Source organism: Shinella sp. (assembly GCF_049651085.1).
GTDB lineage: Bacteria > Pseudomonadota > Alphaproteobacteria > Rhizobiales > Rhizobiaceae > Shinella.
The window spans coordinates 19,527-40,079 of the sequence record NZ_JBASBL010000007.1 but is presented as its reverse complement, the minus strand read 5'-3'; the positions used below and the strand labels follow the sequence as shown (position 1 = coordinate 40,079).

Below are 20,553 nucleotides of genomic sequence, written 5' to 3'. Positions count from 1 at the left end.
AAAGGCGTGGACACCGGCCCATTTCCCGTGGACCTTGCCCGCCGCAATGAGTAGCTTCCGGCCATGACGACGTTTCTCTTCGAGAACCCGATCTTCCTCGAGCACCACACGCCTGAGGGCCACCCGGAACGGTCCGACCGCATCCGGGCGCTGAACCTTGCGCTCGAACATGAGCGCTTCGCCCTGCTCGTGCGCGAAAAGGCACCGCAGGCGGCCGAGGATTTCGTGCTGCTCGCCCATCCGGAGCGCCATCTCGACGCCGTGATGTCCGAAATCCCCGAAGAGGGCGTCAACCAGGTCGAGGCGGATACCTATGCCAGCCCCGCCACCTTGCAGGCGGCGCTGACGGGGATCGGCGGCGCGATTGCCGCGATCGATGCCGTCTTCACCGGCAAGGCCGACAATGCCTTCGTCGCCGCCCGCCCGCCCGGCCACCATGCCGAGCGCGAAAAGGCGATGGGCTTCTGCTTCTTCAACAATGCCGCCATCGCCGCCCGCCACGCGCAGAAGGTCCATGGCGCCGAGCGCGTCGCCATCATCGACTGGGACGTGCACCACGGCAACGGCACGCAGGACATCTTCCTCGACGACCCGTCCGTGCTCTTCTGCTCGACGCACCAGATGCCGCTCTATCCGGGCACCGGCGCGAAGGACGAGACGGGCGCGGGCAACATCGTCAACGCGCCGCTTTCGATCAATGACGGCAGCGACCATTTTCGCGAAGCGTTCAAGTCGCGCGTGCTGCCGCGTGTCGCCGACTTCCGGCCGGACCTGATCATCATCTCCGCCGGCTTCGACGCGCATCACCGCGATCCGCTTGCCCAGATCAACCTCGTCGCAGACGATTTCGACTGGGCGACGGCCAAGCTGATGGAACTTTCCGAAAAATCGGCGAACAACCGGGTGGTCAGCCTGCTGGAAGGCGGCTACGACCTCCAGGGCCTGGCCGAATCCGCCGCCACCCATATCTACCGCCTGATGAGAGGCTGACCATGACCAACACCGCTTCCGCCCCTGGCCCGGATGTCTCCGCCCTCTCCTTCGAGCAGGCCGTCGAGGAACTGGAAAAGATCGTCGCCGCCCTCGAGCGCGGCGACGTGCCGCTCGACCGCTCCATCGAGATCTACGAGCGCGGCGAAGCGCTGAAGAAGCATTGCGAAACGCTGCTTTCCGCCGCCGAGAACCGCATCGAGAAGATCCGCCTCGACCGCGCCGGCAAGCCGCAGGGCACCGAACCGCTCGACGGGGCGTAAGCCGCAAACTTGACGGTCATTTCGCCTCTCCGCGCCGACATTGCGACCTTCCTTGGCAGGTTACCCAACCGACCAGAAATATTTGCAAGCACCGGTTCCTGACCACACCGTCAACAGCCATAGCCCTATCCACGCCTCTCCCCACCCGCTAGCATGTTGGCATGAACCAGTGACAGGAGAGCGTGATGAGCTTTTTTCCGGGAAAGGACCCTGAGGCGGGCGATGCGGCGGCGTGTGATGCGCTGGAGAACCTGATCATTCCGCGTACCAGCGATGTCGGCGGGCTGGAGGTGCGCCGGGCGCTGCCGACGGCAAAGCGCCGGCTGGTCGGCCCCTTCATCTTCTTCGACCGCATGGGACCGGCGCTGCTGCGCGCGGGAGAAGCGATCGACGTCAAGCCGCACCCGCATATCGGGCTGTCCACCGTCACCTATCTGTTCGACGGCGAGATCAAGCATCGCGACAGTCTCGGCAACGAAATGGTGATTGCGCCCGGTGACGTGAACCTGATGACGGCGGGGCGCGGCATCGTGCACTCCGAGCGTTCGCCGGAAAACCTGCGCGGCAAGCCGCAATCCATCTCCGGTCTCCAGACCTGGCTGGCGCTGCCCGACCACCAGGAGGAGATCGCGCCCATCTTCTCCCACACCACCAGGGACGAGCTTCCCGCCTTCTCCGCCGACGGCATTACCGGGCGCACGATCATCGGCAAATACGAAGGCCATGCCTCGCCGGTCAGCGTGCCGACCGATACGCTCTATACCGACCTGATGCTCGCGCCCGGTGCATCCGCACCGCTTGCGGCGGACTGGGAGGAACGCGCGGTCTATGTGCTTTCCGGCACGCTGGACGTCGCCGGCGACGTCTTCGAGGCGGACCGCCTGCTCGTCTTCCGTCCGGGCGACGCCATCACGCTGAAGGCGGGGCCGCAGGGTTGTCACATCATGATCTTCGGCGGCGCGGCGCTCGGCTCGAAACGCTATATCTGGTGGAACTTCGTCTCCTCTTCCAAGGAGCGCATCGAGCAGGCGAAAGAGGAATGGCGCACCGGCCGTTTCGATATCGTGCCCGGCGACGAGGAAGAATTCGTCCCGCTACCGGCCGGCTGACGGAGAACTGGCCGTTCTATAGCAATCAGGAGAAGCCGATGGCCGGTGAGAAAACCGACAAGCCCGTCCTCCTCTCGGGCGGCAATCCGCAGATACCGAAGGGCTATGGCGATGGCCCCATCAAGGCCTATATCGCGGCCATGCCGGGCTGGAAGAGCGATATCGGCGGCCGGCTGGACGCGTTGGTCGAGAAGACGGTGCCGAATGTCTACAAGGCGGTGAAGTGGAATTCGCCGTTCTACGGCATCGAGGGAGACGGCTGGTTTCTCAGCTATCATTGCTTTGCGAAATACATAAAGCTGACCTTCTTCCGCGGCACCTCGCTCGATCCGGTGCCGCCGGTCGCTTCCAAAACTCCGGAAACGCGCTACTTCCACATTCATGAAGGCGAGGCGCTGGACGAGGCCCGGCTTTCAAGCTGGATCCGGCAGGCAAGCCGGCTTCCCGGCGAGCGCATGTAACCACGGAAAAGGTAGAGCCATGGCCGAGTTGCCAAGCGACGCGCAGTCTCCTTCCGAGATGATCGACAAGCGGATCGCCGAACTCGGCGACTGGCGCGGCGAGACGCTTGCCCGTCTGCGCGCCCTCGTGAAGGAGGCGGATCCCGGCATCGTCGAGACCTGGAAATGGCGCGGCGTCCCGGTCTGGGAGCATGACGGCATCGTGTGCACCGGCGAGACCTACAAGGCGGCGGTGAAGATGACCTTTGCCAGGGGCGCATCGCTGGAGGATCCCGCTGGCCTGTTTAATTCCAGCCTCGACGGCAACACGCGCCGCGCCATCGATTTTCACGAGGGCGAAGCGATCCGGGAAGACGCCCTGAAGGGGCTGATCAGGGCCGCCGTCGCCCTCAACGGTTCCTCCCGTTCGAAGAAGACGTAGGCAAACGCGCCAGCACAGGGAATCACGCGCAGGTCAGCCGGGGGCATGGCGTCTGCAAAATGCCCCAATTGCCCCACAAGACTTCGTGAATGCGTCGGTTTGCGCGGTATCAATCCGGCGAAATACGCTCTAGACTTGCCGAAACGGTTGAAATCGCGCGCGGCATTCTGCATGTGACAGGCTAGCGCGGTGTCAAACCGCATGTCCGGACCGGGCTCCGCAGCGGGGCGCCGGCACAGGGACGAGAATACGAGGCATGAGAGTGACACAAGCACCCGCCACCCCCCTGCTCGACAAGGTTCGCATTCCGGCGGACCTGAAGGCCGTGGACGATCGCGACCTGCCGCAACTGGCAGCCGAACTGCGCACCGAAATGGTCGACGCGGTTTCGCGCACCGGCGGGCACCTCGGCGCAGGCCTTGGCGTGGTGGAACTGACCATCGCCATCCACAAGGTCTTCGATACGCCGAACGACCGGCTGATCTTCGACGTCGGCCACCAGTGCTATCCGCACAAGATCCTCACCGGCCGCCGTGACCGCATCCGCACGCTGCGCCAGGAAGACGGCCTTTCCGGCTTCACCCGCCGGGCCGAGAGCGAATACGATCCCTTCGGCGCCGCCCATTCCTCGACCTCGATTTCCGCCGGCCTCGGCATGGCGGTCGCGGCCGATCTTTCCGGCGAGAACCGCAATGTCATCGCCATCATCGGCGACGGCGCGATGTCGGCCGGCATGGCCTACGAGGCGCTGAACAATGCCGGTGCGCTCGATGCGCGCCTCATCGTCATTCTCAACGACAACGACATGTCGATCGCCCCGCCGACGGGCGCGATGAGCGCCTATCTGGCGCGCCTCGCCTCCGGCCGCACCTATATGGGCATCCGCGACTTCGGCAAGAAGCTGACGGCCTATCTCGGCAAGAAGGTCGACCGGGCGATCACCCGCGCCGTCGAGCATGCGCGCGGCTATGTCACCGGCGGCACGCTCTTCGAGGAAATGGGCTTCTACCATATCGGCCCGATCGACGGTCATTCCTTCGAGCACCTTTTGCCCGTGCTGCGCAATGTGCGCGACAATTCCAGAGGCCCGGTGCTGATCCACGTCGTCACGCAGAAGGGCAAGGGCTATCCGCCGGCCGAAGCTGCCGCCGACAAGTATCACGGCGTCAACAAGTTCGACGTCATCACCGGCGCGCAGGCCAAGGCCAAGCCGAATGCACCCGCCTATACGTCGGTCTTTGCCGACGCGCTGGTGCAGGAAGCCGGCTTTGACGAGAAGATCGTCGGCGTTACCGCGGCCATGCCCAACGGCACCGGCCTCGACAAGCTCGCCGCCGCCTTCCCGATGCGCAGCTTCGACGTCGGCATTGCCGAGCAGCACGCGGTGACCTTCGCCGCCGGCCTTGCCGCCGAAGGCTACAAGCCGTTCTGCGCGCTCTATTCCACCTTCCTGCAGCGCGGCTACGACCAGGTCGTGCATGACGTCGCCATCCAGGGCCTGCCGGTGCGCTTTCCCATCGACCGCGCCGGTTTCGTCGGCGCCGACGGACCGACCCATGCGGGTTCCTTCGACACGACCTATCTTGCCACCCTTCCCGGTTTCGTGGTGATGGCTGCCGCCGACGAGGCGGAGCTGAAGCACATGGTGCGCACCGCCGCCGCCTATGACGACGGCCCGATCTCCTTCCGCTACCCGCGTGGCGAGGGCGTTGGCGTCGACATGCCGGCCCGCGGCGAGATCCTTCAGATCGGCAAGGGCCGCGTCGTCAAGCAGGGCTCCAAGGTGGCGCTGCTCTCCTTCGGCACCCGGCTTGCCGATTGTCTGCTCGCCGCCGAAGACCTCGACGCCGCCGGACTTTCCACGACGGTTGCCGATGCGCGCTTCGCCAAGCCGCTCGATCACGACCTCATCCGCCAGCTTGCCCGCAATCACGAAGTCCTCATCACCATCGAGGAAGGCGCGGTCGGCGGCTTCGGCAGCCATGTGCTGCAGTTCCTGGCGCTGGAAGGCCTGCTCGATCACGGCCTCAAGGTGCGCCCGCTGGTTCTGCCGGATATCTGGATGGAACAGGCCAAGCCCGAGGCGATGTATGCCAAGGCCGGTCTCGACCGCGCCGGCATCGTCTCCACCGTATTCCAGACGCTCGGCCAGAAGGCTGTCAGCGGTATTGGCGTGGCAGGATGATATGACCGGACATTCCGCCAGGCGCTATTTTCTTGGCCTGGCACCGGCTTCAAGGTAACAACAGCGCATGAAAGCAGCACCGAGTACCATCTGCATGAAGCTCCCGCGCGCCTGACGCGAGGAGCCTGAGCGAGAAGCCTAAGGCTTCCCGCCGTGAGCCCGCATGCCCGGAAAGGAGCAGCGGCCCTGAAACATGCAGAAAGAATTTCCATGCAAAACTATTTCGAAAGCCCCTTCAAGGGCATCACGCTCGACAAGCAGGTAACGAATCCGAACATCGTCGTCGGACGCTACAGCTATTATTCGGGCTACTACCACGGCCACAGCTTCGACGATTGCGCGCGCTATCTTCTTCCGGACGCAGGCGTGGACAAGCTGGTCATCGGCAGCTTCTGCTCGATCGGATCGGGCGCGTCATTCATCATGGCCGGGAACCAAGGCCACCGGCACGACTGGATCAGCACCTTTCCGTTCTACTGGATGCCCGAGCAGCCAGCCTTCGCAGGCGCACAAAACGCCTACGAACCGGCCGGCGACACCGTGATCGGAAACGATGTCTGGATCGGCGCAGAGGCCGTCTTCATGCCCGGCGTTACGGTTGGCGATGGGGCGGTGATCGCCACCCGCGCCGTAGTGACCCGCGATGTGGAGCCCTATGCGATCGTCGGGGGCAATCCCGCCCGGCAGATCCGGCCGCGTTTCGAGGCTCCGCTCATCGCCATGCTGCTGGAAATGAAATGGTGGACGTGGCCGGACGACCAGTTGCGGAAGGCCATGCCGATCCTGACCAGCGGCGATGTGAAGGCCCTCCACACCCACTGGCGGACCGTCATCAGACAGGACTGACGGTCCCTGACGCTTCGCACACCTTCCGGCTCGAGATGAGACGGGATTTCCGCGTTCATCCGGGGCGGAAGAGTGCGAAGCGTCAGACTTTCTCAACCATCGCGGTTTGCCGGCTCGTAACCACATCCCTTTGAGGTTGTGAAACTCCCGTGCGCTAGAATTCCGTCCAACAACAAGAACGACCGGACAGGGATTTTCACCATGCGCCACGCGCTGCTTGCGGCTCTTGCCGCAACGCTTTGCCATGCCTCCATCGCGGCGGCCGAGGACCGGCCCGCGCACGACCCCGCCATAGAGGCGGCGGCCATCGCCATGCTGCAGAAGAAGCTGCCTGACATCCGCAAGTCGCACGATATCGGCGATGTGCCTGTGATCGTGCGCAAGGCCCTACCGGAAGCGCGGCCGCAGGGCATTTCCGCCCTGGTAGACATGGACGCCTTACAAAACTTCTCCGGCCGCATCATCTGGCTTTGAACGGGGCTTGCCTCTTTGCGCCCGAGGCGTCATGAGAAGCGATGTCAAATCCCACAGAAACCATCCGCCTCGACCAGCTCCTGCTGAATGCCGGCCTCGTTGCAAGCCGCTCGCGGGCGCGCGACGCGATCGCGCGCGGCACCGTCAAAGTGAACGGCCGGGTCGTCACCAAGCCGAGTTCCACCTTCCCGGTCTCCGCGACCATCGAAATCGATGATCCGGCGCAGGCCTATGTTTCGCGCGCGGCCCTCAAGCTCAAGGCGGCGCTGGAACATTTCGGCCTCGACCCCGCCGGTCTCGACTGCCTCGATATCGGCGCCTCGACGGGCGGCTTCACGGATATCCTGCTGGAGCGCGGTGCAAGCCATGTCGTGGCGGTCGATGTCGGCCATGACCAGCTTCACCCGCGTCTGAGAGCGGATGACCGCATCACCAACTACGAGGGGCTGAATGCGCGGGTGCTCGATGCCGAGCATATCGACGGCTACGAAATCGGCGCGGTCGTCTCCGACGTCTCCTTCATCTCGCTGAAGCTCGCCTTGCCGCCGGCCCTTGCGCTGGCCGAGCCCGGCGCCTTCTGCGTCCTGCTCGTCAAGCCGCAGTTCGAGGCGGGCCGCGAGGCGATCAGCAAGGCGGGACTGCTGAAGGTTCCCGAAAGCGCGCCGGCAGTCGCCGCCGAGCTGGAACGCTGGCTCGTCGAAGACATGGGCTGGCAGAGCCTCGGCCTGATCCCCTCGCCGATTACCGGTGGTGACGGCAATGTCGAATTTCTTCTCGGAGGCCGCAAGCCATGAGCACGGAAACGCTCACCATCGCCCGGCTGGGCAGCGGCGGCGACGGCATTGCCGAGACTGCAAGTGGCCCGGTCTACGTTCCCTTCACGCTGCCCGGCGAAACGGTGGCCGTCGCCCGCGTGAAGAACCAGGGCACGGTCATGTCCATGTCGGTTGCCTCACCCGAGCGGGTGGAGCCGCCCTGCGTGCATTTCGGCCCGGACGGCAAGAACGGCACCTGCGGCGGCTGCACGCTGCAGCATGCCAGCGATGCGCTCTACCATGACTTCAAGCGCAACCTCGTCATCAGCGCCCTCAAGTCGAAGGGTCTGACACCGGAAGTGGCGCCGCTCGTCATCGCCCGGCCGGGCGAGCGCCGGCGCGTCGTCTTCACGGCGCGCAAGACGGAAAAGGCGGTCCTGCTCGGCTTCAACCAGGCCGGCAGCCACCACATCGTTTCCATCGATCACTGTCCGATTTCGAGCGACGGCATCATTTCCCGGCTGGATGCAATCCGCCGGATCGCGGGCGCCCTCGCGACGTCAAGCGAACCCTTCCGCCTGACCGTGCTCGAGACCTCGACAGGCCTCGACCTTGCCTTCGAGGGCGTGAAGAAGGTCAGCGCCAGGGAGCGGCATGCGGTCACGGAAACCGTTCTGTCGTTGCGCGGCATTGCCCGCGTCTCCAATGACGGCGAAATCCTCATCGAGCCGCAGAAGCCGGAGATCGATTTTTCCGGCGTGCGCGTCTTTCCGCCGGCCGGCGGCTTCACGCAGGCGACCAAGCCCGCCGAGGACGCCATGGCGGAACTGGTTCTGGCTGCGCTCGGCAAGGCGAAGCGCGTCGCCGACCTCTTTGCCGGCTCCGGCACCTTTGCGCTGCGCATCGCGCGGCAGGCGAAGGTTCATGCCGTGGAAGGCGATGAACGATCGCTGAAGGCGCTGGACCATGGCGCGCGCAACACGCAGGGCCTCAAGCCCGTGACGGTGGAGCGGCGGGACCTCTTCCGCCGCCCGCTGATGGTGTCAGAACTGAAGGTGTTCGACGCCGTTGTCTTCGATCCGCCGCGCGCCGGTGCCGAGGACCAGTGCAAGGAACTTGCCCGGTCGGCCGTCAAGACGATCGTCGCGGTCTCCTGCAACCCGACCAGTCTTGCCCGCGACCTGTCGATCCTCACCGCCGCCGGCTACCGGATCCGCATGGTGACGCCCATCGACCAGTTCCTCTGGTCGGCCCATGTGGAAGTCGTGGCGGTGCTGGAGAAGTAGGCCCGGTCAGGCAAACAGCCCGCCCTCGTCTGCATCGACGACGATGGAGAGGGTGACATGGCGCGGGCGGCTGACGGCGAACAATACCGCCTCCACGACGTCGCGATTGGTGCCACGCGCGCCCTTTTCCCGCGTCGCCGCCGCGGCCCATTGCGGCTCTCCCGGCTGGATGTCGTCCAGATAGGGCGGGTGCACGCTGATCGAGCGGACCGGCGTTCCGGACAGCATTTGCCGCAGCCCGTCCGCAAGCGCCGCCTGGGCACGCTTGGCCGCATAGAAGGGAACGGAAACCGTCTGGAGAGCCGCATTCGGCAGGCCGCTGACCGAACCGATCGTCACGATGTCCGGGTGGGCGGAGCGCCGAAGCAGCGGCAGCAGGCCCTGCGTGAACAGGAAGGTTCCGGTGACGGCGGAATTGACCACGCCGAGCACGGCTTCTGCCGTGTGCGGTTCATCGCTGCTCTCCAGCCACATCGCGCCGTTGTTCACGAGCAGATCGACATGCCCATGCGACCGGGCAATCGTATCGACGGCCTGCTCGACACTCTTGCTGTCGGCCAGATCGACATCGACGCAGATGGGGCGGCGGCCCGTGGCACCAAGAATCCTGCCGGACAGGGATTCGAGCGCCGCCGCATTGCGGCCGCACAGAACGAGGTCGCACCCCGCCTCCGCCAGAGACAGCGCCAACGCCGCCCCGAGCCCGCGGCCAGCCCCGGTGATGACGGCCGTTCGTCCTTGCAATTCAACCAATTTTCTCGCTCCAGTATCTGCAATGCGGTGATTTTCCCGGTCATACATGGATAGGCTCCAATGCCGCCGCAACCGGACGCCGAAAACAAAAAAACCCGGGAATCTCCCGGGCCAGGCTGCTGACAAAGTCCTTTCCGGCCTTGCTTCCGCGATTTTGATTCCGATCCGTTCTTCTTTCGATTCAGAGACGTTCCGTGAATCCTGGTCTTTCCGGATAGGTGTCAGGGGTTTGTCAGCAGTCTGACCCGGGAATCTCCCGGGCTTTCCTTTCCATGAGCGTGCCGGTCACGCCGCGCGGCGCGCTGCCGTAGCAGTGTAGCCGGTGGTTTCGCGGCCCAGCTTGAACTGGGCCAGCAGCGTGTTGAGCGCGGCGGCTTCCATTGCGAGGCCGTGGCTGGCGGCGGTCTGTTCCTCAACCATGGCGGCGTTCTGCTGCGTGCCCTGGTCCATCGTGTTGACGGCGGTATTGATCTCCTGGAGACCGGTCGACTGCTCGCGCGCGGCGGTGACGATGGCGGCAACGTGAGCGTTGATCTCCTGCACCTCGCCGACGATGGCCTCGAGGGCCGCACCGGTCTCGTCGACCAGCGACACGCCGGAGCGGACCTGTTCGCCGGAAGTCGTGATCAGCGCCTTGATCTCCTTGGCCGCATTGGCCGAACGCTGGGCAAGCTCGCGAACTTCCTGCGCCACGACGGCAAAGCCCTTGCCGGCTTCTCCCGCGCGGGCCGCCTCGACGCCGGCATTCAGCGCCAGGAGGTTCGTCTGGAAGGCGATGTCGTCGATCACGCCGATGATGTTGGAAATCTCTTTCGAGGATTTCTCGATGCCCTGCATGGCCGAGACGGCGCGGCGCACCACCTCACCCGATTTTTCGGCACCGGTGCGGGTGCGCGAAACGAGCAGGCCCACTTCCTCGGCCCGGCGGGTCGAGTCCTTGACGGTCGTGGTGATCTCTTCGAGAGCCGCGGCGGTCTCCTCGACGGAGGCTGCCTGCTGCTCGGTGCGCCTGGCCAGATCGTCGGCCGCCGAGCGGATTTCCGTGGCGCCGGCATCGATGGCGCGAGCGTTCTGCCCGACCGTCGACATGGCTGTGTGCAGCTTCGCAAGCGAATGGTTGAAGTCCGTGCGCAGACGGTCGAGATGCTCGGCGAAGGGCGCATCGATGCGGTGCGCAAGGTCACCTTCGGCAAGGTGGCCAAGGCCGTCGGCCAGCGCCTCGACGGCGTGGCGGATTTCGGCCTCCTCGCTTGCCTTGGCTTCCTCGCGCGCCTGTCGTTCGCTCTCGGAAAGGACGCGGCCTTCCTCGGCGGCGTTTTCGAGGCGCGCGCGCTCGATGGCATTGTCGCGGAAGACGGCGACGGCAGCGGCCATCTGCCCGACCTCATCCGTGCGCTCCGCGCCCGGGATTTCATGCGTGTCCTCCCCGCGGGCCAGCTTCGTCATCACATCCGTGATGCGGACGATGGGGTTCACGACCAACCGCGACAGCAGCCAGGCCAGGACACCGATCATTGCGACGACACCGATGATGGTGCCGATGGTTGCAGCCATGCGAAATTCGGAAATGCCGGCATAGGCGGCATCGCGGTCGACCACGACGGAGAGATACCAGTTGTCCACCGGCAGGCCTTCGACGGGAATGAAGTTCACCAGCACGGATTTCCCGCCGAACTCGGTCGACACGAGACCACCCCCGATAGCCGGCGTCTGCGTCGGGAACAGGTCGGAGAGAGGCTTGGCGACGAGCGACTGGTCCGGGTGGACAAGGATCGTGCCCTCCTGGTTGACGAGGAAAGCAAAGCCCTTGCCGCCGAAATTGGCCTCGCCGATCATGCCGAGCAGGCCGTTCAGCGGAAAGTCGGTGCCGGCGATCCCGACGAGCTTGCCGTCGCGCTTGACGGGGACCGTCGCGCTCAGAACAAGCTTCTGGCTGGTGGAGTCGACATAGGGATCGGTGATCATCGGACCGTCGTGCTTCACGGTGGCCTTGTACCAGCCGCGGGCGCGCGGATCGTAGCCCTTTGGATTTTCCACGTGCGGGAAGCGCGTCATGCTGCCGTCCTCGCCGCCGAAATACACCATGGCGAACTCACGGCTCATGAGGGGCGTGTCGAAACCGGCGTAGACTTCCTCCTTGCTTTGCGCCCTCAGGGCGGTGATTGCGGCGGATTCCGTCAACATCACACGCGCATTCAGCCAGTTGGCGACACTGTTTGCCGCCTGCACGCCGGAATCCTCGATTTCGGAGGCGACCGATCTCATGGTCGAGCGGTTCTGCAGAATGTCGATGTAGAGGGAGAAGCCGAAGAAGGCGGCCATGGAAACCAGGGATGCGACGACAAGAATGTGCGTCATCAGATGCGAGCGCTTGAACACGGGTTGTTGTTCCTCCAGTGCGCGCACCCGGACACGGCGCGGCGCATGACTACGAAACATGCCTGAGGCGAGTATCGGCAACATCATGCAGCCGCCGGCCGAGGGCCAGCCTGCGGAGGAACGTAAGGTCAGGGATTTAAGGGACAGTTAAATGCAACCGAAAAGCGCGGTCCGGTTGCATTGCCGCAGCAATGTCACCTGCGGGCCATGAAGGCCTCGAAGGCCGCGCGCGCTTCGGGGCTCTTCAACTGCGCCGCGAAATGGCCGGCTTCCTCGTCGATCCGCGCGGCAACGTCCGCACGGTCGCCGCGGATGAGATCGCGGGCAATCGCAAGCGCCCTCGGCGGCTTGGCGGCGAGACGCCTTGCGGCGGCCAGCACCTGTTCCTCCACCGCGTCCGGCTCGACCACGGCATAGACGAGCCCGGCCTCGCGCGCGGCGCTCGCGGAAAAGCCGTCACCGGCGGCGAGCAGCGCAAAGGCGCGCTGGTGGCCCATGAGGCGCGGCGCAAGCAGGCTGGAGGCCGCTTCCGGCACCAGCGCGAGATCGACGAAGGGCGTGCGGAACTCCGTGCGGGGCGAGGCATAAGTCAGATCGCAGTGGAGATGGATCGTCGTGCCGATGCCGATGGCGAGGCCATCGACGCCCGAAACCAGCGGTCTCGTATGGGAGGCAAGCGCATGCAGGAAATCGATCACCTCTCGGCCCATCGAGCCGCCCATGGCGAAGGCCATGAAGTCGTTGAGGTCGTTGCCGGCGGAAAAGCAGCCCTGGCTGCCGAGAAAGACGGTGGCGCGCACCGTATCATCCGCATCGCCCGCCTTCAGCGCGTCGGTCATCGCCTGATACATGGCCCGGGTGATGGCGTTCTTCTTTTCCGCGCGGTTGAAGCGGATCACCTGAACGCCGGGCGCGCTTTGCGGGCGCTCGATCAGAATGTGGTCGGTCATGCTCTTCCCCTCAATCCAGAACCGTGCGGGCGGCGGCAAGGCTGGCCGCGCCGGTGGTGACGCGATCGCGCAGCGCCACCGTTTCGCCGATGACGTTTTCCGCTGCGAAGCGGCAAAGCGCGGCACGCGCCGCATTGCGGCCGTCGCCGCCGTCGGCAAGCGCGCCCTTGGCGAGATAGGCGCCGGTCAGGACGAGGCCGAACAGCCGCTGGTAGGCCGTAGCGCCCGCCAGCGCCTCCGCCTGCTTGCCTTCGGCAAGCGTTGCGAGCAGCCACTGCGTGGCGGCTTCGAGGTCATCGATACTGGCTTCCAGCCGGTCGCCGGTCTCGCCGAGCGCGGGGGCATTGGCGGCACGGGCTCTTGCGGCGATGTCGCGCAGTTCGGCGATGAAGCCGCCAATATGCTTGCCGTCCGAGAGCGGCAGCTTGCGCGTCACGAGATCGATCGCCTGAATGCCGTTGGTGCCCTCGTAGATCGGCGCGATGCGGGCATCGCGCAGAAGGCGGGCCGCGCCCGTCTCCTCGATGAAGCCCATGCCGCCATGCACCTGCACGCCGAGCGAGGCGACATCGACGCCGGCATCGGTGGCGAAGCTCTTGGCGATGGGCGTGAGCAGGCTGGCGCGCTCGGCCCAGTGCCTTGCATCCTCGCCATGCGACAGGTCGACCGCGTGGGCGCAGGCATAGGTGATGGCGCGTGCGCCCTGGGTCAGCACCTTCATGGTCAAGAGCATGCGGGCGACGTCCGGGTGCTCGATGATCGGGCTCATGCCGGAGCCCTGCCAGCCGGGCGCCTTGCCCTGCGTGCGCTCCTTCGCATAGGCGATGGCCTTCTGGGTCGCCGCCTCGGCAATCGCCACGCCCTGCATGCCGACGGCGAGGCGGGCATTGTTCATCATGGTGAACATGCAGGCGAGGCCGCGATTCTCCTCGCCGATCAGCCAGCCGATGGCGCCCGGCTCGTCGCCGAAGCGGCCGTCGCCGTAGATCATGGTGCAGGTGGGCGAGCCGTGGATGCCGAGCTTGTGCTCGATGGAATGGCAATGGGCATCGTTGCGAGGCCCGAGCGAGCCGTCCGCGTTAACGAGGAACTTCGGCACCAGAAAGAGCGAAATACCGCGCGTGCCGGCCGGCGCATCCGGCAGGCGAGCGAGCACCAGATGCACGATATTGTCGGTGAAATCATGCTCGCCATAGGTGATGAAGATCTTCTGGCCGAACAGCCGGTAGGTGCCGTCGTCGCGGCGCTCGGCGCGGGTCTTCATGACGCCGAGGTCGGAGCCGGCATGCGGCTCGGTGAGGTTCATCGACCCCATCCACTCGCCGGAAACCATCTTCGGCAGATAGGTGCTCTTCAGATGATCGGAGCCGTGTGCGCTCAGCGCCTCGATGGCGCCGATGGTGAGCGTCGGGCCGATGGCGAAAGCCATCGAGCCGCTGTTCCACATTTCGAGCGCAGCGACATGCAGCATGTGGGGAAGCCCCTGCCCGCCAAAGTCGGGCGAGGCGGTCAGCGAATTCCAGCCGCCTTGCGCCCAGGCCTTGTAGAGCGCCGGCCAGCCATCCGGCATCGATACCTTGCCATCGGCAAGGCGCGCGCCCTGCCGGTCGCCGATCTCGGCAAGCGGAGCGACTTCCTCGGAGGCGAACCGTCCGGCCTCGGACAGGATGGCATCGACGAGGTCGTCTGTCAGGTCCCCGAGATGGCCGCCCTCCAGCGCGGGCGTCAGCCCCGCAACGTGTTTCAGCGTGAACGCAATCTCCTCGACCGGCGCCTTGTACATCTCTATCCTCCTCCGACGCCCTCCCCGATCCGGGGCGCGACTACGTGCTGGTGTCCAGATTATTGATTTTTACGTAAACGTCAATATTCACAAAAACCTTCCGCAACGGAAAAGGCCGCCCGGTTGCGAACCGGGCGGCCTGTCCTCGGATGTGTCCTGCGCCGGACCCCATCGCCCCCTGACGGAACGCCAATCAGCGATAGGGCGAGTAGCACGGACGGCGCGGGCCGTTGTAAGGCTGGAACGTGTTGTCGTAGGCCCGGTAGGAGCGATAGCGGTTTGCGCACCAGTTCACATGCGAGCCGCCGCCAACATAGCCACGCCGCTCATTGGCGATGGCACTGCCGACGATGGCGCCCATGCCGAGGATGGCGAGGGGCACCCACGCATCGCTACGGTGGCGATGGCGATAGCCGTGGTAGTAGCCGTAGCGGCCGCCCCGCCAATCGTCGTAGCGTCCGCGCGGATACCAGCGGCGTCCCTCATAGCGACCCCATCTGTGCCCGCCGCGCCAGTGGCGGCGATAGCCCCAGCGGTGATCGACGAGCTGCGCGCCCGTACCGGCCTCGACCGGCTGGACCTTGACCACCGGCAGCGGCATGGCTGCGGCGGGCACCGCCGGCGTGGCGGCAAACAGCGCTGAAAGCGCAACGACCAGGCATTTGCTTGTAAGTCTCATGGCGCTTCTCCTGGATCGATCGCCCGGGCTCGCGCCGCGCGGCGATTTGCCAACGGAACGCCTATCGTAGCATATTGTTCCGCTGAACAGGGCCACAGGCTTTAGCCATTCGTTAACCATGCCTGCCGCAATCTCCCCGCTTGCGAGGACCAGCGATTCGCGAAGGAGCGTCCATGAACCCGAAGCAGCTTTTCGGCCTTGCCGCCCTTCTTCTTCCAGCCGCCTTGCCAGGCCAGGTCCAGGCCGCCGACAGCGAGCCCTGGAAAAATCCGGAAAACGCCATCGTCATCGACGCCTACGAGCTCAACGAGATCGACTGGTCGCAGATGCTTTCCGACAAGCGCATCACCGGCTTCATCTCGAAAGCCTCCGACGGACTGCCGGAAAGCTACAGCTGCAACGGCGACCACAGCGGCGATACATTCGCGCATTGCAAGACGATGTGGCGCAAATATGCGGTGAGCCGCGAGCTTTACGAGACGCGCCGGCTTCTTGCCCGCTCCAGGGGCCTGCTCTGGGGCGCCTACCATCTCGCCCGTCCCGGCAATCCGGTCGACCAGGCCAACCATTTCCTCGACTATGCCAATCCGCAGGATGACGAGATGATGGTGCTCGACATCGAAGGCATCGATCCGGAAAACTACATGTCGCTGGACGATGCACAGATCTTTGCCGGCCACGTCAAGACGCGCACGGGCCGCTATCCTGTGCTCTACACCAATCACACCACCGCCCGTTACATCGCCGCCAACCGCGACGAATACCGCATCCTTTCGCGCCTGCCGCTCTGGTATGCCCGTTACAAGCCCGGCATCACCGGCAGCTTCCCGATGGGCAACTGGGACAACTACGCGCTCTGGCAATTCTCGGCCGGCGTGAACTGCTCGAAGCGGCGCTGCCCCTACCGGGTAAAGGGGGCGCAGAACGACATCGACGTCAATGTTGCGCCGATGACGAAGACCGAGCTGAAAGCAGCCTGGGCATTCGGCAGCCTCCTGCCGGAAAAACCCTTCGAGCCGCCGGATGACATCCTTACCGCCTCCATTCCCGCGAGCGGCGCGCTGAACGCCACGGTGGAAGCTGCCGCCTCAACCGGGATCGTGGCGCAGACGACGGGCGCGATCACGCTCGCTTCCGGCGCGGTCGCCTCCTTCCCCGTCAGCGTTTCCGCCTCGGTCGATACGGGTCTTGCGGCTGCCGGCTCGGCGACGGTCACGCTGGGCCGCCGCATGGTCGAGATCACGCCGCTCAACTATCAGGACAACTGAGCGGCCTACCAGCCGCCACCACCTCCACCGCCACCACCGCCGCCGGACGAACCGCCACCGGATGAGAAGCCCGAGGACGAGCTTTTCGGCGGATCGGGCAGCGAGGACGTCATCGTGCCCGCCATGGAGCCGGCAAAGCCGCCCACCCGATCGGAAAAACTGCCGGAAGAGAAGTTGCCGCCGTGATACCAGGCGGGCTGGTAGGCGGCAGCGGCGCCGGCCGCCGCAGCGGCAAGCAGCCAGCGGTCAAAGGTTTCCGACCAGGGCTTTTCCACGCCGAGCGCCACCGCATAGGGCAGCAGCTTCTCGAAATGGCGGGGCGACATTTCCGGCGCACCGGCCATGTTCATGCGGTCCTTCTCGGCAAGCGTCAGATATTGCCGCAGCCCCTCGATGCCGTCCATCATCTTGCGCCCGAGCGGCGTCGGCGCGCCCATCAGGAAGAAGAAGACAAGGTTCGTCACGACGATGCCGCCGACGGCGGCAAACAGCGGCAGGTGGCCGGAGGCCGCGCTCTCCACGAAGAGCGCCACGGCAATGCTGCCGAAGACCGTGACGAAGATGAAGCCCACGAAGGCGATGATCGCCACGGCCAGGATGCGCGCGCCAAGCGATTTTGCCTGTCTGAGGTTCTGGCCGAGCCCGACCGCGAAGATCGACACGAACACCGAAGCGAAGACGGGCAGGATGACCAGCACGATGCCCTCTTCCGGCAGCGAGCCGAAGATCAAGAGGCCCGCCAGGCAAACGAGCGAAAGCAGGATCCCGCCGATTATCTGCGGCCAGTTGGCGAGGTAATACTTGCGGCGGTGCTCCTTTTCCATCGCATCGCGAAAATCGCTGCCCAGCGCCTGCACCTGCTTGCCGTTCGACTTCTGGATGGCAAGGCTCGCGCCGGGCGTGCCGAGCGCCCCGAGCAGCACCTTCTCGCCGGTCGGCAAAGCTCCCTCGACGGACTTTCCGGTGCGCACGACGGTGATCGACGTCTTGAGATCCTGAAGGTCCACGAGGCCCTTGACGGCGAGATTGAGGAAGGAGGCGGAGATCGCCGTCCAGCCCCGCCCGCCAAATCCCTTCTCCTCGATATAGTTGACGAGTGCCGGCGACATGCCCTCCGGCGCATCCCAGCGCGGCACGACCACGCCGCGGGGCGGATCCCGGCCGACCGAAATCCAGGCCCAGAGATAGTAGCCGACTACGAGAACAAGCCCGCCGAAGGCCAGGAAAAGATTGCGGTTGTCCTTGAAGAAGAACATCCGCTCCTCCTGCGCCGTCGGCTTGTCTATGCTGCCGGCCGGCATCTTCACGCCGATCGTCAGCCCCTCCTGCGGGCCCAGTTCACGCGTCGTCTCGAACGTTGCCCGGTTGCCGCGGCTTTCGGCACGGGCGTATTTTTCCGTCGCGCCGTAGGGGCCGGTGAAATAGGTCAGCTGCTGTGCGCTCACGCCCTGCGGCAGCGTCACCGCTGCGCTCGCCCGATAGATGGGAAAGGCCCATTCCGTGCCGGTGACATTCCAGAATAGTTCGTCATGCGTATCGAAGAAGCGGATCTGGCGCGTCGTCTCATAGGTCAGGCGATACTGGTGGAACCCCCTGTCGAGCAGCACGTCGGCCGAGCCGAAGAAGATGCGGGTGCCGCCGCCGATCCTCTCCGTTCGGTATGGCTCGGGCCGTCCGTCGCGCTCAACGCCGAGGATTTTGAAGCCCACCTCGCGCTCGCGCCCTTGCGCATCGGTGAAGGTGAGCGGGAAATCGCGGTAGATGCCACGGCGGATATTGATGCCCTCGGCATAGACGCGCATCGTCTCCGTCACCGTCAGCGTGCCGTTCTTCGCCACCGCGATATCGGAATGGTAGCGGTCGAAATATTCTTCCGCCCGCGCCGCGCCGCCGGCCAGAAGGCAGAGCCACAGCGCCAGAAGCGCGACGATCCGCGTCATGGCAGGCTCCCGCACTAGAACTTGACGCTCGGCACGGCCCGGTCGTCCGGGTTTTCGATCTCGAAATAGGGCGCCTTGATGAATTTGAAGAGGCTGGCGAGGAGGTTCGAGGGAAAGCTCTCGACCTTGACGTTGAGATCGCGCGCCGCGCCGTTGTAGTAGCGCCGCGACATCTGGATCTCGCCCTCGATCGTTTCCAGCGTCTCTTGCAACTCGGCGAAGTTCTGGTTCGCCTTGAGGTCCGGATAGGCTTCGGCAAGGGCGAAGATACGGCCGAGCGCCTGGCTCAGCATGCCTTCCGCCTGGGCGCGGCCGGCAACGTCGCCGGCGGGAACGGCCTGGGCGCGGTTACGCAGTTCGACGACCTTTTCCAGCGTTTCCTTCTCATGCGTGGCGTAGCCCTTCACCGTCTCCAGCAGGTTGGGAATGAGGTCGGCGCGGCGCTTCAGCTGCACGTCGATGCCCGACCAGGCTTCCTCCTTCATCTGCCGTGCCCGCACGAGGCCGTTGTAGATGACGATGGCGTAGATGACGACCACTGCCGCGATTGCCAGACCGATCATGAATGTCTCCCCTGCTCCTTGGCGTTCAGGGGAACTTAGCATTCGCCGCGCCGCTGGAAAGCCCCCGCGCGCGGGAAGCGGCGCCAATTTCATCAAGGACATCAGACGCGTGCCGGCCTGTCACCGCGGGAACCGCGCTGCGGCGGCCTTTGCCCGATAGTCGCTTCACCAACAACACGAACCGCAGAAGCAACGACCATGAAAGCCCTCGCCCTCACCATCAACGTCCTCGGGTTCACCGCCCTCTTCCTCGCCTACACGACGGGCGCTGCGGTCGATCGTCCGTCCGGCGTGCGCCGGGCTCTCCAGACCTATGCCGGACAGCTGCCGACCGGCGCCATGCCGACGCTGAAGCCCGTCTGGGAACTCGGCGTGAAGGCTTCGACGCTGGCCTGACCCACCAACAAAAAAGCCACCCGGCTGAACCGGATGGCTTTGTTCTTGCGCCTTGACGGCCGGACCGCTCAGGCCGCGTCCTTGTTCCAGTTCACGCCGCCGGCATCCGTCAGCAGGAAGGCCTCGCCGCAGGCTTTCGCCAGCGTGCGCACGCGCAGGATATAGCTCTGGCGTTCGGTGACCGAAATCACGCCGCGCGCATCGAGCAGGTTGAAGACATGCGAGGCCTTGATGCACTGGTCGTAGGCCGGCAGCACGCATTTGTGCAGGCGCTGGTTGTCCGCATCACCCGGCGCACCGGCGGCGAGCAGCGCCAGGCACTCCTTCTCCGCATCGATGAAATGCCGGTGCAGCATGGCCGTGTCGGCATATTCGAAATTGTGGCGGGAATATTCCTGCTCGGCCTGCAGGAAGACGTCGCCATAGGTAATCTTCTCGTCGCCCTCGCGGCCGTTGAAGTTGAGGTCGTAGACATTGTCGACGCCCTGCACATACATGGCGAGGCGCTCGAGACCGTAGGTCAATTCGCCCGCGACGGGCGAGCATTCGATGCCGCAGACCTGCTGGAAATAGGTGAACTGCGAGACTTCCATGCCGTCGCACCAGCATTCCCAGCCGAGGCCCCAGGCGCCGAGCGTCGGGCTTTCCCAGTCGTCCTCCACGAAACGCACGTCATGCAGCAGCGGATCGAGGCCGATGGCGGCGAGCGAGCCGAGATAAAGCTCCTGCAGGTTCGACGGGTTCGGCTTCAGGATGACCTGATACTGGTAATAGTGCTGGAGGCGGTTGGGGTTTTCGCCATAGCGCCCGTCCGAGGGGCGGCGCGAGGGCTGCACATAGGCAGCGCGCCAGGGGCGCGGCCCGAGCGCACGCAGCGTCGTTGCCGGATGGAACGTGCCGGCGCCCACTTCCATGTCATAGGGCTGGAGGATCGCACAGCCCTTGTCCGCCCAGTAATTGTGCAGGGTCAGGATCAGCCCCTGGAAGGAGCGGGTCGGATTCATATGGTCAGGCAGGGCGGCAGAGGTCATCGGTTTCGGGTCCGGGCATTC

20 protein-coding genes are annotated in these 20,553 nt (G+C 65.0%); 12 read left to right on the top strand and 8 right to left on the bottom strand.

Going from position 1 to position 20,553, the window contains the following annotated elements; translation table 11 throughout:
• Positions 1-63 precede the first annotated feature (63 nt).
• The 10 genes from WA950_RS03435 (at position 64) to WA950_RS03390 (ending at position 8,790) form a co-directional block, all read left to right on the top strand.
• Complete coding sequence (locus WA950_RS03435; RefSeq protein ID WP_424550280.1) at positions 64-990, top strand: histone deacetylase family protein; 927 nt, start codon at positions 64-66, stop codon at positions 988-990.
• A gap of 2 nt (positions 991-992) precedes the next feature.
• The gene (locus tag WA950_RS03430) at positions 993-1,253 is read left to right on the top strand and encodes an exodeoxyribonuclease VII small subunit (RefSeq protein WP_424550279.1); all 261 of its coding nucleotides are present in this window, start codon (positions 993-995) and stop codon (positions 1,251-1,253) included.
• A 185-nt stretch (positions 1,254-1,438) separates the two neighbouring features.
• A complete protein-coding gene (locus WA950_RS03425) occupies positions 1,439-2,362 on the top strand; it encodes a pirin family protein (protein ID WP_424550278.1) in 924 nt (307 codons plus the stop codon).
• A 38-nt stretch (positions 2,363-2,400) separates the two neighbouring features.
• Complete coding sequence (locus WA950_RS03420) at positions 2,401-2,823, top strand: DUF1801 domain-containing protein (protein WP_424550277.1); 423 nt, start codon at positions 2,401-2,403, stop codon at positions 2,821-2,823.
• A 19-nt stretch (positions 2,824-2,842) separates the two neighbouring features.
• Positions 2,843-3,244, top strand: a complete 402-nt coding sequence (locus WA950_RS03415; protein WP_424550276.1) for a DUF1801 domain-containing protein — start codon at positions 2,843-2,845, stop codon at positions 3,242-3,244.
• A gap of 262 nt (positions 3,245-3,506) precedes the next feature.
• Positions 3,507-5,429 carry a 1-deoxy-D-xylulose-5-phosphate synthase gene (gene dxs / locus WA950_RS03410; RefSeq protein ID WP_424550531.1) on the top strand — a complete coding sequence of 641 codons (1,923 nt, stop codon included), beginning with the start codon at positions 3,507-3,509 and terminating at the stop codon, positions 5,427-5,429.
• Between the two features lie 210 nt (positions 5,430-5,639).
• Positions 5,640-6,275 carry a type B chloramphenicol O-acetyltransferase gene (gene catB / locus WA950_RS03405; protein WP_424550275.1) on the top strand — a complete coding sequence of 212 codons (636 nt, stop codon included), beginning with the start codon at positions 5,640-5,642 and terminating at the stop codon, positions 6,273-6,275.
• A 201-nt stretch (positions 6,276-6,476) separates the two neighbouring features.
• Complete coding sequence (locus WA950_RS03400; protein WP_424550274.1) at positions 6,477-6,749, top strand: hypothetical protein; 273 nt, start codon at positions 6,477-6,479, stop codon at positions 6,747-6,749.
• A 41-nt stretch (positions 6,750-6,790) separates the two neighbouring features.
• Entirely contained in the window at positions 6,791-7,543 is a 753-nt protein-coding gene (locus tag WA950_RS03395; RefSeq protein ID WP_424550273.1) for a TlyA family RNA methyltransferase, read from the top strand.
• Positions 7,540-8,790: a class I SAM-dependent RNA methyltransferase gene (locus WA950_RS03390; RefSeq protein WP_424550272.1), complete on the top strand. Its 1,251-nt coding sequence runs from the start codon at positions 7,540-7,542 to the stop codon at positions 8,788-8,790. Before WA950_RS03395 ends, WA950_RS03390 begins: the two co-directional genes overlap by 4 nt.
• 6 nt (positions 8,791-8,796) lie before the next feature.
• On the opposite strand, the gene WA950_RS03385 is transcribed toward WA950_RS03390, so the two are convergent.
• The 5 genes from WA950_RS03385 to WA950_RS03365 all read right to left on the bottom strand — a co-directional run bounded on the left by WA950_RS03385 (position 8,797) and on the right by WA950_RS03365 (position 15,334).
• Positions 8,797-9,543, bottom strand: coding sequence for an SDR family oxidoreductase (locus WA950_RS03385; protein ID WP_424550271.1), 747 nt, complete (start codon positions 9,541-9,543; stop codon positions 8,797-8,799).
• Between the two features lie 285 nt (positions 9,544-9,828).
• Positions 9,829-11,922: a methyl-accepting chemotaxis protein gene (locus WA950_RS03380; RefSeq protein WP_424550270.1), complete on the bottom strand. Its 2,094-nt coding sequence runs from the start codon at positions 11,920-11,922 to the stop codon at positions 9,829-9,831.
• 194 nt (positions 11,923-12,116) lie between these two features.
• Positions 12,117-12,872 carry a crotonase/enoyl-CoA hydratase family protein gene (locus WA950_RS03375; RefSeq protein ID WP_424550269.1) on the bottom strand — a complete coding sequence of 252 codons (756 nt, stop codon included), beginning with the start codon at positions 12,870-12,872 and terminating at the stop codon, positions 12,117-12,119.
• 10 nt (positions 12,873-12,882) lie between these two features.
• Positions 12,883-14,655, bottom strand: a complete 1,773-nt coding sequence (locus WA950_RS03370) for an acyl-CoA dehydrogenase (RefSeq protein ID WP_424550268.1) — start codon at positions 14,653-14,655, stop codon at positions 12,883-12,885.
• A gap of 193 nt (positions 14,656-14,848) precedes the next feature.
• A complete protein-coding gene (locus WA950_RS03365; protein WP_424550267.1) occupies positions 14,849-15,334 on the bottom strand; it encodes a BA14K family protein in 486 nt (161 codons plus the stop codon).
• A 173-nt stretch (positions 15,335-15,507) separates the two neighbouring features.
• Between WA950_RS03365 and WA950_RS03360 the strand changes: the two genes are divergently transcribed.
• Positions 15,508-16,602, top strand: coding sequence for a glycoside hydrolase family 25 protein (locus WA950_RS03360; RefSeq protein WP_424550266.1), 1,095 nt, complete (start codon positions 15,508-15,510; stop codon positions 16,600-16,602).
• A gap of 5 nt (positions 16,603-16,607) precedes the next feature.
• Here WA950_RS03360 and WA950_RS03355 read toward each other — a convergent pair whose 3' ends face one another.
• Together WA950_RS03355 and WA950_RS03350 are read right to left on the bottom strand one after the other, a co-directional pair.
• Positions 16,608-18,542 (bottom strand): DUF2207 domain-containing protein, encoded by a 1,935-nt coding sequence (locus WA950_RS03355; RefSeq protein WP_424550265.1) that lies wholly within the window; start codon positions 18,540-18,542, stop codon positions 16,608-16,610.
• 14 nt (positions 18,543-18,556) lie between these two features.
• Positions 18,557-19,105, bottom strand: a complete 549-nt coding sequence (locus WA950_RS03350) for a LemA family protein (protein WP_424550264.1) — start codon at positions 19,103-19,105, stop codon at positions 18,557-18,559.
• A gap of 198 nt (positions 19,106-19,303) precedes the next feature.
• On the opposite strand from WA950_RS03350, the gene WA950_RS03345 reads away from it, so the two are divergent.
• Positions 19,304-19,501 (top strand): hypothetical protein, encoded by a 198-nt coding sequence (locus WA950_RS03345; RefSeq protein ID WP_424550263.1) that lies wholly within the window; start codon positions 19,304-19,306, stop codon positions 19,499-19,501.
• Positions 19,502-19,569: 68 nt separating this feature from the next.
• Here WA950_RS03345 and WA950_RS03340 read toward each other — a convergent pair whose 3' ends face one another.
• Positions 19,570-20,532, bottom strand: a complete 963-nt coding sequence (locus WA950_RS03340) for a glycine--tRNA ligase subunit alpha (protein WP_424550262.1) — start codon at positions 20,530-20,532, stop codon at positions 19,570-19,572.
• Between the last annotated feature and the right edge of the window lie 21 nt (positions 20,533-20,553).